The 13,054-nt window shown below is 66.4% G+C and carries 15 protein-coding genes; 10 read left to right on the top strand and 5 right to left on the bottom strand.

Features of this window, described 5'->3' with window-relative positions:
- Positions 1–47 precede the first annotated feature (47 nt).
- Complete coding sequence (locus tag J2X06_RS15485; protein ID WP_430539610.1) at positions 48–527, bottom strand: glycine zipper 2TM domain-containing protein; 480 nt, start codon at positions 525–527, stop codon at positions 48–50.
- Positions 528–709: 182 nt separating this feature from the next.
- The gene (locus J2X06_RS15480; protein WP_310063951.1) at positions 710–1,153 is read right to left on the bottom strand and encodes a hypothetical protein; all 444 of its coding nucleotides are present in this window, start codon (positions 1,151–1,153) and stop codon (positions 710–712) included.
- A gap of 122 nt (positions 1,154–1,275) precedes the next feature.
- Between J2X06_RS15480 and J2X06_RS15475 the strand changes: the two genes are divergently transcribed.
- Positions 1,276–2,088 (top strand): tRNA threonylcarbamoyladenosine dehydratase, encoded by an 813-nt coding sequence (locus J2X06_RS15475; RefSeq protein ID WP_310064473.1) that lies wholly within the window; start codon positions 1,276–1,278, stop codon positions 2,086–2,088.
- Positions 2,089–2,163: 75 nt separating this feature from the next.
- Here J2X06_RS15475 and J2X06_RS15470 read toward each other — a convergent pair whose 3' ends face one another.
- Both J2X06_RS15470 and J2X06_RS15465 read right to left on the bottom strand, forming a co-directional pair.
- Complete coding sequence (locus tag J2X06_RS15470) at positions 2,164–2,928, bottom strand: TatD family hydrolase (RefSeq protein WP_310063949.1); 765 nt, start codon at positions 2,926–2,928, stop codon at positions 2,164–2,166.
- Between the two features lie 5 nt (positions 2,929–2,933).
- Entirely contained in the window at positions 2,934–3,143 is a 210-nt protein-coding gene (locus J2X06_RS15465) for a DUF6116 family protein (protein WP_310063947.1), read from the bottom strand.
- A gap of 165 nt (positions 3,144–3,308) precedes the next feature.
- Between J2X06_RS15465 and J2X06_RS15460 the strand changes: the two genes are divergently transcribed.
- The 6 genes from J2X06_RS15460 (at position 3,309) to asnB (ending at position 11,085) form a co-directional block, all read left to right on the top strand.
- Complete coding sequence (locus J2X06_RS15460; RefSeq protein ID WP_310063945.1) at positions 3,309–4,124, top strand: glycine zipper 2TM domain-containing protein; 816 nt, start codon at positions 3,309–3,311, stop codon at positions 4,122–4,124.
- A gap of 182 nt (positions 4,125–4,306) precedes the next feature.
- Entirely contained in the window at positions 4,307–5,470 is a 1,164-nt protein-coding gene (locus J2X06_RS15455) for an acyl-CoA dehydrogenase family protein (RefSeq protein WP_310063943.1), read from the top strand.
- Between the two features lie 122 nt (positions 5,471–5,592).
- The gene (locus J2X06_RS15450) at positions 5,593–6,144 is read left to right on the top strand and encodes a GNAT family N-acetyltransferase (RefSeq protein WP_310064472.1); all 552 of its coding nucleotides are present in this window, start codon (positions 5,593–5,595) and stop codon (positions 6,142–6,144) included.
- Positions 6,114–6,782: a glutathione S-transferase family protein gene (locus J2X06_RS15445; RefSeq protein ID WP_310063941.1), complete on the top strand. Its 669-nt coding sequence runs from the start codon at positions 6,114–6,116 to the stop codon at positions 6,780–6,782. Before J2X06_RS15450 ends, J2X06_RS15445 begins: the two co-directional genes overlap by 31 nt.
- A gap of 46 nt (positions 6,783–6,828) precedes the next feature.
- Complete coding sequence (locus J2X06_RS15440) at positions 6,829–9,126, top strand: thiamine pyrophosphate-dependent enzyme (RefSeq protein WP_310063939.1); 2,298 nt, start codon at positions 6,829–6,831, stop codon at positions 9,124–9,126.
- Between the two features lie 9 nt (positions 9,127–9,135).
- The gene (gene asnB, locus J2X06_RS15435; protein ID WP_310063937.1) at positions 9,136–11,085 is read left to right on the top strand and encodes an asparagine synthase (glutamine-hydrolyzing); all 1,950 of its coding nucleotides are present in this window, start codon (positions 9,136–9,138) and stop codon (positions 11,083–11,085) included.
- 51 nt (positions 11,086–11,136) lie between these two features.
- Here the strand turns inward: asnB and J2X06_RS15430 are convergent, their stop codons facing one another.
- On the bottom strand, positions 11,137–12,009 hold the full coding sequence (locus tag J2X06_RS15430; protein WP_310063934.1) for a YgfZ/GcvT domain-containing protein: 873 nt from the start codon (positions 12,007–12,009) through the stop codon (positions 11,137–11,139).
- Between J2X06_RS15430 and J2X06_RS15425 the strand changes: the two genes are divergently transcribed.
- From J2X06_RS15425 to sdhD, 3 genes are all read left to right on the top strand, one after another.
- The gene (locus J2X06_RS15425) at positions 11,985–12,203 is read left to right on the top strand and encodes a DUF1674 domain-containing protein (RefSeq protein WP_310063932.1); all 219 of its coding nucleotides are present in this window, start codon (positions 11,985–11,987) and stop codon (positions 12,201–12,203) included. The genes J2X06_RS15430 and J2X06_RS15425 overlap by 25 nt on opposite strands.
- 62 nt (positions 12,204–12,265) lie before the next feature.
- Positions 12,266–12,661 carry a succinate dehydrogenase, cytochrome b556 subunit gene (gene sdhC / locus J2X06_RS15420; protein ID WP_310063930.1) on the top strand — a complete coding sequence of 132 codons (396 nt, stop codon included), beginning with the start codon at positions 12,266–12,268 and terminating at the stop codon, positions 12,659–12,661.
- Positions 12,658–13,053: a succinate dehydrogenase, hydrophobic membrane anchor protein gene (gene sdhD, locus J2X06_RS15415; protein WP_310063928.1), complete on the top strand. Its 396-nt coding sequence runs from the start codon at positions 12,658–12,660 to the stop codon at positions 13,051–13,053. The genes sdhC and sdhD overlap by 4 nt, the downstream gene beginning before the upstream one ends.
- Position 13,054 lies beyond the last annotated feature (1 nt).

The raw sequence follows: 13,054 nt of genomic DNA, 5'->3' as shown, positions 1-13,054 counted from the left end.
GCAAAGGCCCGCATTGCGCGGGCCTTTGTCTTGACGAAACCGTTGGATCATTGCGACCAGGCGCGGCCGTTGTAGACCCGTACGTACGAGCCTTCGCGGACGCCATCGAGGTCGGTCTGGGTGACCACCGTGGTGCGGCCGTCGTTCATGCGGACGTAGACGTTGTACGACGCCGAGGTGTTCTTCTGGATGGCGTTGCCGGCCACCGCACCGCCCACGGCGCCGACCGCGGCCGAGACGTTCTGGTTGCCTTCACTGCCACCGGTATGGCGCGAGATCTCGTGGCCGGCCACGGCACCTACGATACCGCCGAGCACCGCACCGGTCGCGCTCGGCGCGCTGCTGCCGGTGGTGACCTGCTCGATCCGGGTCACGGTGCCGCAGTCGTGGCAGTTGGCGGTGGTGCTGCCGTAAGAGGATTGCGGGTAGGTGCTGTAACCCGGGGAACTTGTGGCGCAACCGGCAAGCGCCACTACTACCGCCGTGGCGGCTGCGGCCATCATGCGAAATGGGATGCGACCGTTCATGGAAAGCTCCTGCGGAAGGGACTGGTCGCGGCGACCTGTGTCGCTGCGTGATCTCAACCTAGTCGCCATTGCGTGAACAGTCGATCAACCAGCGTGAACATTCGGACAATCGCCGAATGTCGGCACATCAACGCCATGTGATGGTCGCGCGCCGCGTGGACGCGCGACAAGCCAACGCATCATCAGCTGCGGAAATCCTGATGGCAGGCCTTGCAAGCCTCGCCGATTTTCTTCGTGGTGTCGCCGACGCCTTCGCAATTCAGCGGCGGGTTGGCGAGCGCGGCATCGAGCACGCCGCGGATCTTGCTCGCATGATCGCGGAAGCGCGCGTCGTCCTTCAGGTCGGGGAAGGCCGGCTCGAGGTTATCGGTCATCGTGCGCAACGCTTTGATATGAGGCAGCGTGTCGGTGGCGGCGCAGCGGTTCTCGGTGACGCGGTCCTTGAGTTGGCCCAGGTGCCACTGCTGCACCTGCATGACGCTCTCGGGAAAGTGGTCCTTGCGGGCGTCGAGCGCGCGCATCGCCATGACCGTGGCGATGATCCCCATCACCAGGCCGAGCAGGAACAGGAACAGGTACCTGGTGGCGTTGCTCTTGCGGGCCGCGGTGGGCTGTGGATCGCTCATGACATCTTCTCCTTGATCTTGTCCGGCCACGATGTTGGCGGCACCTTAGCATGCGGTCCTCGCCCCGAGCCAAGCGGACTCAAGGGGGGCGCCGGTACAATGCCGAGATGAGCAAAATCACTCTGGATCCTGCCTGGCAGGAGCGGTTTTCCGGCATCGACCGTCTTTATGGTGCCGGCTCGGTCTCCCGGTTCGCCGCCTGTCGCGTGGCCGTGATCGGCATGGGTGGCGTCGGGTCGTGGGTGGTGGAGGCGCTGGCACGCACCGGCATCGGCCATCTCACCCTGATCGATGCCGACGACCTGTGCGTGTCCAACACCAATCGCCAGTTGCCCGCGCTGGCGGGCCAGTACGGCCGGTCCAAGGTCGAGGCGATGGCCGAACGGTGCCGCGCGATCAATCCACTGGTCACCGCCGAGTCGGTGGCGAGTTTCGTTACCCCGTCCAACCTGTCGGAGATGCTCGATCGCGGCTTCGACCTGGTGGTGGACGCCTGCGACAGCTTCCGCACCAAGGTCGAGATGGCCGCCTGGTGCCGGCGCCGCAAGGTGCCGCTGATCGTGGTGGGTTCCGCCGGTGGGCGTACCGACCCGACGCTGGTGCGCGTGCGCGATCTCTCGCGCACCGAGCACGACGCGATGCTCGCGCTGGTGCGCAAGAAGCTGCGCGGCGAGTTCAACTTCCCGAAGAACGCCGATCGCTACTTCGGCATTTCCGCGATCTATTCGTTGGAGAACGTGCGTTATCCGCAAGCCGACGGCACGGTGTGCGGCGTGCGTCCGCAGGTCAATGGCGAGGCCGCGCTGAAACTCGATTGCGGTGCCGGATTGGGCGCTGCGACCCACATCACCGGCACGTTCGCCTTCGCGGCCGTGGGGAAGGCACTGGAGTTGCTGCTCAAACCGCGCCGGTCGGTTGCGCACCACAGCGCGTAGGCAGGCTGTAGGCCGCGCTCAAGCCCGCCGATCTGCTTTGCGTTCCATGAAAGCGGGCCGAGGTCGGCCTACGCGTCACGCGGCCAATCGAAACAGCCGCTCCGCATTGGCGCTCGTCGCCGCAGCGAGTTCGTCCGCGGCGATCCCGCGAAGTCCGGCGATGACTTCGCATACCGCGGCCAGTCGCGCAGGCTCGTTGCGCTGGCCGCGTATGCCCGCATCGGGCTGGTCAGGTGCATCGGTTTCGAGCAGCAGGTATTCGATCGGCATCGTCGCCGCGAGCCGGCGCAGGCGGTTGGCGCGGTCGTAGGTGACCGGGCCGCCCAGGCCGAGCAGGAATCCGGATTTCCACAGTTGCCGCGCCTGCTCCTCGCTGCCCGAGTAACTGTGGACGACACCACGCAAACCACCGATCCTGCGCACGGCGGCGATCACATCGTCCACGGCGCGGCGAGCGTGCACGATCACCGGCAGGTCGTACTCGCGCGCCAGTTGCAACTGGTTTTCGAAGTAGTGGTGTTGAAGGTCGCGATCGAGGCCTTCGACGAAATAGTCCAGACCGCATTCGCCCACCGCTACTGGCTGCTCGCGCTCGATCCATTCGCGCAGTTGCGACAGGTGCTCGTCGCGATGCGCGGCCAGGTACATCGGATGAAGGCCGTAGGCGGCGTGCAGTCCCGCATCGGCCGCGCATACCTCCCGCAGCTTCGGCCACTCCGCGGCATCCACGGCCGGCACTACCTGGCGCGTGACGCCAACCTGGCGCGCGCGTTCGATGACCTGTGCGCGGTCGGCGTCGAACTCGGCCGCGTCCAGATGGCAGTGGCTGTCGATCAGCATCGGCGTCAGCGCGATGGCGGCTGAATGACGTCCTTGCGCTTTTTCCAGTTAGCCAGCAGCAAGGTGCCCAGGCCCAGCAGTAACTCGTCTGCCAACGGAATGAAATCCGGCACGATCAGGTCGATCACGAACAACGCCCCGGTCAACAGGAACAGGCGCGGATAGCTGAGCTTGGCCAGGAAGCCGAGCAGGGGAGCGGTCAGTGGATTGGCCATGGTTAGCGGTCGGAGTTTGACGGCGGTCTCAAAGACGCTAACACGAGGCTTAATGAGGTTCACAGTTGCGTGGGGTGGATGTTAAAAAATCGGCAGCCGTTCAGCTTGTCAATGCTCGAATGGCACCATCCAACAACAGCGGGATGCCCCCCGCAGAGGCCTGAAATGAATAAGAACTTGCTTGCAGTTGCGCTGGCTTCGCTACTTGTGGGTGGCGTGGCGGTGGCGGCTTTCAACAGCTTCCGCAGCAACGACAACCCGCAGGCAGGCCTCGGCACGGATCCGAATGCCCAGCTGGCGGGCCAAGGTGGCGACGTCGCCGCCGACGGCGCAATCCAGCCGGGTCGCGTCGAATACGCGGACGTGGTCAACGTGAAGCCGATCACCGAGAAGGAACCGCTGTACGCCCAGGTCATCGGCACCGAACCGGTGCGCGAGACCAGCACCACCTCGACCCCGCGCGAAGTCTGCAAGGACGTCGTCGTGCAGGAACGCGCCCCGGAACGCGACGGCAACGTCGGCGGCACCGTGGCCGGCGCGCTCATTGGCGGCCTGGTCGGCAACCAGGTCGGCAGCGGCAACGGCCGCAAGGCCGCGACCGTGGCCGGTGCCGCGGCCGGTGGCTACATCGGCAACCGCGTCGACAAGAACCACGTCGGCGGCCAGGTCACCAGCCGCACCGAGCGCCAGTGCCATACAACCACGTCGACCTCGCAGTCCTCGCGCGTGGTGGCCTACAACGTGACCTACCGCAATCCGGACGGCACCACCGGCACGATGCGCGTCGACAGCAAGCCGGGTAACCGCATCCTGCTCGGCGACGACGACAAGGTGGTCGGCTACGACGTGACCTACCGCTACCAGGGCCAGGAACAGACGGTCCGCCTCGACGAGCGTCCTGCCGCCAACCGCCTGCCGGTGATCGACGGCCAGGTGGTGACCCAGACGGCCTCGGCTGCCAGCGGCACCACCCAGGGCTGATTCGTCCAGCGATTCAGGGAATGCGCGAAGGGCCGGAGCGATCCGGCCCTTCGCTTTTGTGTGCTGTACGCAAGCGCATGTCCGGCGGCGAGCCCGGCTCTGAGGTGAAACCGGTTTCCCGGCCTTACTCCGGCTCGGGACCATCATTACAATGTCTGACTTTCCCCTACGCCGAGTACGCCATGGCCCTGCACCCGTATGACCTCTACGACGTCCGCTCCCTGCTAAGCGAAGAGGAGCGCGCCGTGCAGGATACGGTGGCGCGGTTCACCAACGAGCGCGTGATCCCGATCATCGGCGACGCCTTCGACGAAGGCCGGTTTCCGAAGGAGCTGGTCGGCGAAATCGCCGAACTCGGCCTGCTGGGTTCGTCGCTGCCGGAGAAGTACGGTTGCGCCGGCCTCAACGCGGTCAGCTACGGCCTGATCTGCCAGGAACTGGAGCGCGGCGATAGCGGCATCCGCAGCTTCGTCAGCGTGCAATCCTCGTTGTGCATGTACCCGATCTATGCCTACGGCAACGAGGAGCAGCGCCAGCGCTGGCTGCCCGACATGGCCGCTGGCAAGGTGATCGGCTGCTTCGGCCTGACCGAACCGCATGGCGGTTCCGACCCGGCCAACATGAAGACCAACGCGCGCAAGGACGGCGGCGACTGGATCCTCAATGGCTCCAAGATGTGGATCACCAACGGCAACCTGGCCGACATCGCCATCGTCTGGGCGCAGACCGACGAGGGCATCCAGGGCTTCGTCGTCGAGAAGGGCATGCCAGGCTTCGCGGCGCAGGAAATCAAGCACAAGATGAGCCTGCGCGCATCGGTGACCAGTTCGCTGTTCTTCGACAACGTGCGCGTGCCGGAAGCCAATCGCCTGCCCAACGTGAAGGGCCTCAAGGGACCGCTGGGCTGCCTGACCCAGGCGCGCTACGGCATCACCTGGGGTCCGATCGGCGCGGCCATTGCCTGCCTTGATGAGGCGCTGAACTACACCAAGGAACGCATCCTGTTCGACCGCCCGGTGGCGGCCACGCAGAGTGCGCAGATCAAGCTCGCCGAGATGGCCCGCCGCATCACGCTGGCGCAGTTGCTGGTGGTGCAGCTGGGGCGCCTGAAGGATGCCGGCAAGATGGAGCCGTCGCAGGTATCGCTGGCCAAGTGGAACAACTGCCGCATGGCCATCGACATCGCGCGCGAATGCCGCGACCTGCTCGGCGGCGCCGGCATCACCACCGAACACGCCGCGATCCGCCACGCCCTCAACCTCGAATCGGTCATCACCTACGAGGGCACCGAAACCGTGCACCAGTTGGTGATCGGCCGTGAGCTGACGGGTATCAGCGCGTTCTGATCCAAGGCCCGGTCGCGGAACGCAGGTTCCGGACCTTGGTCTTGCCGGTGGAGCGTCGGCGTAAGCCGGCGTTCCCAAAGATTGGCCGCAGCATCGTCAGTGGCAGCAGCGAGGAGCAGGCATTGCAGATACCGGATGTCCAACTGGAAACCGAGCGCCTGCTGCTGCGGGTGCCGCAAGGGCAGGATTTCGAAGCCTGGGCGGCCTTCATGGCCGACGTCGACCGCACCCGCTACATCGGTGGCGCGCAGCCGCGTTCGCTGGCGTGGCGCGGCCTGATGACCATGGTCGGATCGTGGGCGGTGCTGGGCTTCGGCATGTTCTCGGTGATCGAGAAATCCAGCGGGCGCTGGATCGGTCGCCTGGGTCCGTGGCAGCCGGAAGGCTGGCCCGGCACCGAGATCGGCTGGTCCATCGTGTCCGACGCCGGTGGCAGGGGGTATGCCACCGAGGGCGCCACAGCGACGATCGACTGGGCGTTCGACGCGCTCGGCTGGAGCGAGGTCATCCACACCATCGATCCCGCCAACGCCGCCTCCAAGGGCGTGGCCGCGAAGCTGGGCTCACGCTATCTGCGCATGGACCGGTTGCCGGCGCCGCACGATGCCAACGAGGTCGAGGTCTGGGGACAATCGCGCGAAGAATGGTCCGCAAGCAAGGAGCAACGCCAGTGATCACCGTCTATGGTTATTCCAATTCCGGCAACTGCCACAAACTGCGCCTGCTGCTGACGCAACTCGGTCGCGAGTTCAATTGGGTCGAGGTCGACAGCACCGGCGGCCAGACGCGCACCGCCGAGTACCTGGCAAAGAATCCCAACGGCAAGGTGCCGATGATCGAGGCCGATGACGGCCGGATCATGACCGAGTCCAACGCGATCCTGTGCTGGCTGGCCGAAGGCACCGCGTTCTGGGCCGGTGATGCCTGGCAGCGCGCGCAGGTATTGAGTTGGATGTTCTTCGAGCAGTACAGCCACGAGCCCTTCGTCGCCGTGGCGCGCTTCATACGCGGCTGGACGCCGCTGGGTTCGCCGCGTCGTGCCGATCTGCCCAAACTGCAGGAGCGCGGCCATCAGGCGCTGGCGGTGATGGAGCAGCACCTGAAGCAACACCCGTGGTTCAGCGGCGAAGCCTATGGCATCGCCGATATCGCCCTGTTCGCCTACACCGATGTCGCCGACGAAGGCGGATTCGACCTGGCGCCGTACCCCGCGATCCGCGACTGGCTGCAGCGCGTCCACAAGACACCAGGGTTTGTCGCGATGCCGCCGCCGCCGGTGGAAGCGGCTTCGCGCATCGCCCTGCCTGACTGATTCTTTCCTTTCTTGTGCTTCTCCGGCTGGGGAAGTGGAGTTACTGATGTCCTTGCAATCGCAGTTCGCCATACCCAATCCGATCCCGGCCCGCATGAAAGGCCTCAACCGCGCCGAGATCTGCGACGTCAATTTCACCGAGTTCGTGAAGCACTGGAACGGCCGGGCCGACGCTCGTCCGACGGCGGGCGAGCCCGTCCTCGATGGCAGCGCGCTGGACGCCCGTGGTTTCCTCGAACTGTTCGAATCGCAGCTGATCAGCCGCCATCTCGACCTGATGGCGCGCGTGCTGCGCGTGCAGAACAAGGTCTTCTACACGATCGGCTCCAGCGGTCACGAAGGCAACGCGATGGTCGCGCGGCTGACGCGCCATACCGATCCGGCGTTCCTGCACTACCGTTCCGGCGGTTTCATGGCCGAGCGCTTCCGCAAGATGCCTGAAACCGGTGGCAAGAAGCTCGACCCGATCATGGATTCGGCGCTGAGTTTCGCCGCCAGCAAGGACGATCCAGCCAGCGGCGGACGCCACAAGGTATGGGGCAGCAAGCCGTTGTGGGTGCTGCCGCAGACCTCGACGATCGCCTCGCACCTCCCCAAGGCGCTCGGCACCGCGGTCGCCATCGAAGCCGCCAAGCGACTCGGCCACGCAATGCCGATTCCCGACGACAGCATCGCCATCTGCTCCTTCGGCGACGCCTCGTCCAACCACGCCACCGCGCAGACCGCGTTCAATGCCGCCGCCTGGACCTCGTACCAGAAGCTGCCGGCACCGGTGCTGTTCGTCTGTGAGGACAACGGCATCGGAATCTCGGTCAAGACGCCGTCGGGCTGGATCGCCAACCGCTTCCAGAACATGGATGGGCTCGACTACTTCTTCGCCGACGGCCTCGACCTGGCCAACGGCTACGGCGACGTCCAGAAGGCGGTCGAACACTGTCGTCGCACGCGCCGGCCGACCTTCCTGCACCTGAAGACCACCCGCATCATGGGCCACGCCGGCACCGACTTCGAGATCGAGTGGCGCTCGGTCGAGGAGTTGTGCGCGGTCGAGGCGACCGATCCGCTGTTGCGCTCGGCTGCGATCGCGATGGAGTCGGGCCTGATGACCCGCGACGAAGTGCTGGCGCTGTATGAAGCCACGCGCCAGAAGTGCTTCGCGGCCGCCGAGGAAGCCGACCGTCGTCCCAAGCTCGACAAGCTGGAGGAGGTGATCGCGCCGCTGGCGCCGTACTCGCCCGAGGCCGTGCAGCAGGAGGCGCAACGCGCCGACTACGCACAGCGCCGCCTGGAAGTGTTCGGCAGCGAGGCCAAGCTGCCGGAGAACCAGCCGCCCAAACATCTGGCCATTCAGATCAACCACGCCCTGCACGACATCTTCGCCAAGTACCCCGAGACGCTGCTGTTCGGTGAGGACGTAGCGCAGAAGGGCGGCGTGTACACCGTCACCAAGGGCCTGCAGAAGGCCTTCGGCCCGCGTCGCGTGTTCAATACGCTGCTCGACGAGACGATGATCCTGGGCATGGCGCAGGGCTTCGCCAACGTCGGCCTGCTGCCGATCCCCGAGATCCAGTACCTGGCGTACTTCCACAACGCCTGCGACCAGATCCGCGGTGAGGCGGCATCGCTGCAGTTCTTCAGCAACAACCAGTTCGCCAATCCGATGGTCGTGCGCATCGCCGGACTGGGTTACCAGCGCGGCTTCGGTGGGCACTTCCACAACGACAACTCGATCACCGCGCTGCGCGACATCCCAGGCCTGGTGGTGGGCTGTCCGTCGCGCGGCGACGACGCGGCCACCATGCTGCGCACGCTGACGGCGCTGGCCAAGGTCGATGGGCGCGTCAGCGTATTCCTCGAACCCATCGCGCTGTACATGACCAAGGACCTGCATGAGCACGGCGACGGCGGCTGGCTGACCAGCTATCCCAAGCCCGACGAGGCGATGCCGCTGGGCGAGGGCCGTGTCTATGGCGAAGGCAGCGATGACCTGGTGATCTTCACCTACGGCAACGGCGTGCCGATGAGCCTGCGCGCGGCCCGCACCATCGAGAACAAGCACGGGTGGAAGACCCGTGTGGTCGATCTGCGCTGGCTGGTGCCGCTCAACGATGACTACATCCGCGAACAGGCGCGCAGCGCCAGGCGCATCCTGATCGTCGACGAAGGCCGCCACAGCGCCGGTGTGGGCGAGGGCGTTCTGACCGCGATCGCCGAGGGCGGTTACGGCGCGCGGCCGTTCCAGCGCGTGGTGGGCGTGGACACCTACACGCCGCTGGCCGGTGCGGCGTTCCTTGTGATTCCGTCGGACGACGATATCGTCGCCGCAGCCGATCGATTGGCCTGAGGACAGCCCATGTGCGGCCTGGCCGGACTGCTTCGCCCGACCCCCGACACCGGCGCCGATCGCCTGTCCGGCCTCGCTCGCGCGATGGGCGATGCGATGCTGCATCGCGGTCCCGACGACAGCGGTGTCTGGGTCGATGAGCAGGCCGGCATCGCGCTTGCTCACCGGCGCCTGAGCATCCTCGACCTGTCGCCGCTGGGCCATCAGCCGATGGCCTCCGCCGACCACCGCCATGTCATCGCCTACAACGGCGAGATCTACAACTTCGCCGAATTGCGGGAGGTACTGGTCGCGCGGGGCCACGCGTTCCGCGGCCATTCCGACACCGAGGTGCTGCTGGCCGCGGTGGTGGAGTGGGGTATCGAGGAGGCGATCGCGCGTTGCAACGGCATGTTCGCGATCGCGCTGTGGGACCGGCAGGAACGTTGCCTGTGGCTGGCCCGCGACCGCGTCGGCAAGAAACCGCTGTACTACGGCTGGGCCGGCGACACCTTCGTGTTCGGGTCCGAGCTCAAGGCGTTGTGGCAACACCCGGCTTTCGACAACGCGGTCGATCCGGATGCGCTGGCGCTCCTTCTGCGCCTGGATTACATCCCCGCGCCTCACTCGATCCACGTCGATACCTTCAAGCTGATGCCGGGCTCGTTGCTGCGCGTGGATGCCCAGGACGTCGCCCGCGGCGCGCAGGCCCACGCCCCGGAGCGCGACCAGCGTCGTTACTGGGACGCGCGCGAACGCATGGCCGCGGCGATCGCGCAGCCGTTCACGGGCGATGTGCTCGAGGCGGAGAACCGTCTCGACGAGCTGCTGCGACATTCCGTCGCGTTGCGGATGGTCGCCGACGTCCCGGTGGGCGTGTTCCTGTCCGGCGGCACCGATTCGTCGATCGTCACCGCGTTGATGCAGGCGCAAAGCCGCCACCCGGTGCGCACGTTCACGATCGGATTCGAGCGTTCACATCATGACGAAGCGCACCTCGCGCGCGAGGTCGCCGGGCACCTGCATACCGCGCACACCGAGCTCTACGTCAGCGGCGCCGATGCGCTGGCGGTAGTGCCGACCCTGCCGGCGATGTTCGACGAACCTTTCGCCGATGCCTCGCAGGTGCCCACCGCGCTGGTCGCGCGCCTGGCACGCACGCAGGTCACGGTCGCGCTGTCCGGCGACGGCGGCGACGAGTTGTTCTTCGGCTACAAGCGTTACGACCGCGCCCTGCGCAACTGGCGCTGGCAGCGGCGCGTGCCGGCACCTGTGCGGCGCGCACTGGCACGCAGCGCGCGGCAGCATGGTGAAGCGTCGCGGACGGGCGGATTCGCCGCGCTGGCCGCGGAGATGGACGCGCGCGGCATCGGCGATGTCTATCGCCAGCGTATCGCCCGCTGGCGCGATCCGGTCCGCGCGGTGCTCGGCGCGGCACTGCCTGCCACGTTCTACGACCAGCCCGATCCGCTGCAGGGCCGTGGCACGCCGGCCGACGCGATGATGCTGGCCGATTTCAGCGTGTACCTGCCCGACGACCTGCTGTGCAAGGTCGATCGCACCAGCATGGCGGTCAGCCTGGAAGCGCGCGCGCCGCTGCTGGACTGGCAGGTCGCCGAATTCGCCTGGTCGCTGCCGCTGGAGTTCAAGCGGCATGCGTCCGGCAACAAATACCTGCTTAAGCAGGTGCTGCGTCGCTATCTCCCCGACAGCATGGTCGACCGCGGCAAACGCGGCTTCGGTGCGCCGGTCAGCCAGTGGCTGCGCGGTGACCTGGGCGAATGGGCCGCGACGCTGCTCAACGAAGGTCGCCTGCGCCAGGAAGGCTATTTCGATGCCGGCGCCGTGCACGGCCTGTGGGAGCAGTTCCTCGGCGGCGAGCGCAAATGGCACACGCACCTGTGGAACGTGCTGATGTTCCAGGCATGGCAGGAGCACTGGCGCGAGCAGCGCCGTGGCGTCCACGGCGTACACGCCTGAGTTGGACGGCTCGCCGGAATCGGACGTCCAACGGCGACATTGAGCCGACGGCTATCGTGCCAGCCCGCCGCGCACCGGCAATTCGCGAACCGCGTTGCCATCCACCGACAGCCGCTGACTGTCGTGGCCCAGCGGCACTACCGCCAGCGCCAGATGGCGCCCATCCGCTCCAGCCGTGGCAATCACCTTGCCCAGCGACGCGGATTCCGAACTCACGTCGCTGCCAGCGACCAGCATTTCATCACCCTCCAGCAATGCCAGCCCGCGCTTGGCCTGGCCAAGGAAGTGCGTGCGCGCCACGATCTCCTGGCCGGGGTAGCAGCCCTTCTTCACGCTGAAAGCGCCCAGTCGCTCCAGGGACAGTTGCTGCGGCGTCCAATGTTCGGCCTGGGACGCCGGGAGTCGGGGCAGGCCGTGTTCCAGGTCGAAGGCCTGCCAGCGTGCGACGGCGGGATCCTCGGGCGCGACGGGGCCGTTCCAGATGCGCACCGCCCGCGGGCCCGCTTCTGCTCCCATGTCCAACTCGATCCCGGATTCCGCATCGCTCCCGGCCAGATCCGGCCCCCGCGCCAGCGTCGGGTCCGTGAAGGCGCCGCTCACATGCAGGTCCGCGCGGACTTCGATGGCGACCTTGCTGCGGAACACGAAGCGCTTCAGGCCGGACGCCAGGGCCGCCGGATCGGCATCGGGCAGCAGCAGCCAGATCGCCTCATCGGACAGCTTCAGCAAAGCGAACAGCGCGATCACGCGCCCTTTCGGCGTCAGCCAGCCGCTCCAGTGCCATTGGCCGGGCTCCAGCTGCGCCACGTCGTTCATGAACTGTGCCTGCGCAAACGTGGCCGCATCGCGCCCGGTGAGCGCAATCAGACGATGGTCGGGCAGGGCGAAAACCAGACCGGATGAGGCCTGCGGGTTGTCATGCATGGTGGCGGGATTTAACATTCAGCGCCGTGATGATAGGTCAAACCACTCCCTCCGCAGCGCCCGAAGCGCCCGAGGCACCGGAACGCACTCCGGTCGCGGACGAAACACAGGCGAAGGAGTTCGGCGGGCGCGAAGGCCCCGAACCGACCCGCTACGGGGACTGGGAAAAGAACGGCCGCTGCATCGACTTCTAAAGGCGCCTCCACGCCTTCCCGCCACGCGGCAGCTGCCGCCCAGCCGAGAGACCGCCAACCCCATGGCGAATCGCGAACGTCCTTTGTCACCGCATCTGCAGGTTTATAGCTGGCAGGTGCAGATGGTGACCTCGATCCTGCACCGCGGCACCGGTGTGGTCCTTTCCCTCGGCAACCTGTTGATCGTCTGCGGCCTGCTGTCGCTGGCCGCCGGTCCGGAATCCTGGGCCCACTTCACGGCCTTCACCCGTTCCGCCTTCGGCTTCCTGATCATGTTCGGCTGGAGCTGGGCGCTTGCCTTCCACCTGATCAACGGCATCCGCCACCTGGTGCAGGACGCGGGCCTGGGTTACCGCATCGAATCGTTCGTCCGCAGCAGCTGGATCTCCGTGATCGGCAGCCTGGTGCTGACCGCGCTGATTTGGATGGCGGCGATGACGCAGGGAGGTGGCGCATGAGCACGAACAGGGCGCGGCTGCGCAATCCGCTCAAGACCGCGCGCGGCCTCGGTTCGGCCAAGGACGGTACCCATCACTTCGTCGTCCAGCGCGCCACCGCGGTCGCCCTGATCTTCCTGTCGCTGTATGCAGTCGCACTGGTGGTGTCGCTGATCGGCCACGACTACGAGTACGTGCGCCACAGTGTCGCCAAGCCAGGCAACGCCGCGTTGCTGATCGCGTTCCTGATCGCCTCGTTCTGGCACATGAAGCTGGGCATGCAGGTGATCGTCGAGGACTACGTCCATACCCCGTGGCTGGCAGTCGCATCACAGCTCGCCATTGTTTTCGTTAGCGTAATCGCGGCCATCGCCAGCGTGCTCGCCGTCATCCGCATCGCGCTGGGAGCCTGAT

This window comes from Lysobacter niastensis (assembly GCF_031457115.1).
GTDB lineage: Bacteria > Pseudomonadota > Gammaproteobacteria > Xanthomonadales > Xanthomonadaceae > Lysobacter_J > Lysobacter_J niastensis_A.
This window is presented reverse-complemented; position numbering and strand designations above follow the sequence as displayed.

What these genes read in the sequence shown, in the direction of transcription:
- J2X06_RS15485 (WP_430539610.1), bottom strand. Translation starts at nt 527, where the DNA reads ATGAACGGTCGCATCCCATTTCGCATGATGGCCGCAGCCGCCACGGCG.
- J2X06_RS15480 (WP_310063951.1), bottom strand. Translation starts at nt 1,153, where the DNA reads ATGAGCGATCCACAGCCCACCGCGGCCCGCAAGAGCAACGCCACCAGG.
- J2X06_RS15470 (WP_310063949.1), bottom strand. Translation starts at nt 2,928, where the DNA reads ATGCTGATCGACAGCCACTGCCATCTGGACGCGGCCGAGTTCGACGCC.
- J2X06_RS15465 (WP_310063947.1), bottom strand. Translation starts at nt 3,143, where the DNA reads ATGGCCAATCCACTGACCGCTCCCCTGCTCGGCTTCCTGGCCAAGCTC.
- J2X06_RS15460 (WP_310063945.1), top strand. Translation starts at nt 3,309, where the DNA reads ATGAATAAGAACTTGCTTGCAGTTGCGCTGGCTTCGCTACTTGTGGGT.
- J2X06_RS15455 (WP_310063943.1), top strand. Translation starts at nt 4,307, where the DNA reads ATGGCCCTGCACCCGTATGACCTCTACGACGTCCGCTCCCTGCTAAGC.
- J2X06_RS15445 (WP_310063941.1), top strand. Translation starts at nt 6,114, where the DNA reads ATGGTCCGCAAGCAAGGAGCAACGCCAGTGATCACCGTCTATGGTTAT.
- J2X06_RS15440 (WP_310063939.1), top strand. Translation starts at nt 6,829, where the DNA reads ATGTCCTTGCAATCGCAGTTCGCCATACCCAATCCGATCCCGGCCCGC.
- asnB (WP_310063937.1), top strand. Translation starts at nt 9,136, where the DNA reads ATGTGCGGCCTGGCCGGACTGCTTCGCCCGACCCCCGACACCGGCGCC.
- J2X06_RS15425 (WP_310063932.1), top strand. Translation starts at nt 11,985, where the DNA reads ATGAGGCCTGCGGGTTGTCATGCATGGTGGCGGGATTTAACATTCAGC.
- J2X06_RS15430 (WP_310063934.1), bottom strand. Translation starts at nt 12,009, where the DNA reads ATGCATGACAACCCGCAGGCCTCATCCGGTCTGGTTTTCGCCCTGCCC.
- sdhC (WP_310063930.1), top strand. Translation starts at nt 12,266, where the DNA reads ATGGCGAATCGCGAACGTCCTTTGTCACCGCATCTGCAGGTTTATAGC.
- sdhD (WP_310063928.1), top strand. Translation starts at nt 12,658, where the DNA reads ATGAGCACGAACAGGGCGCGGCTGCGCAATCCGCTCAAGACCGCGCGC.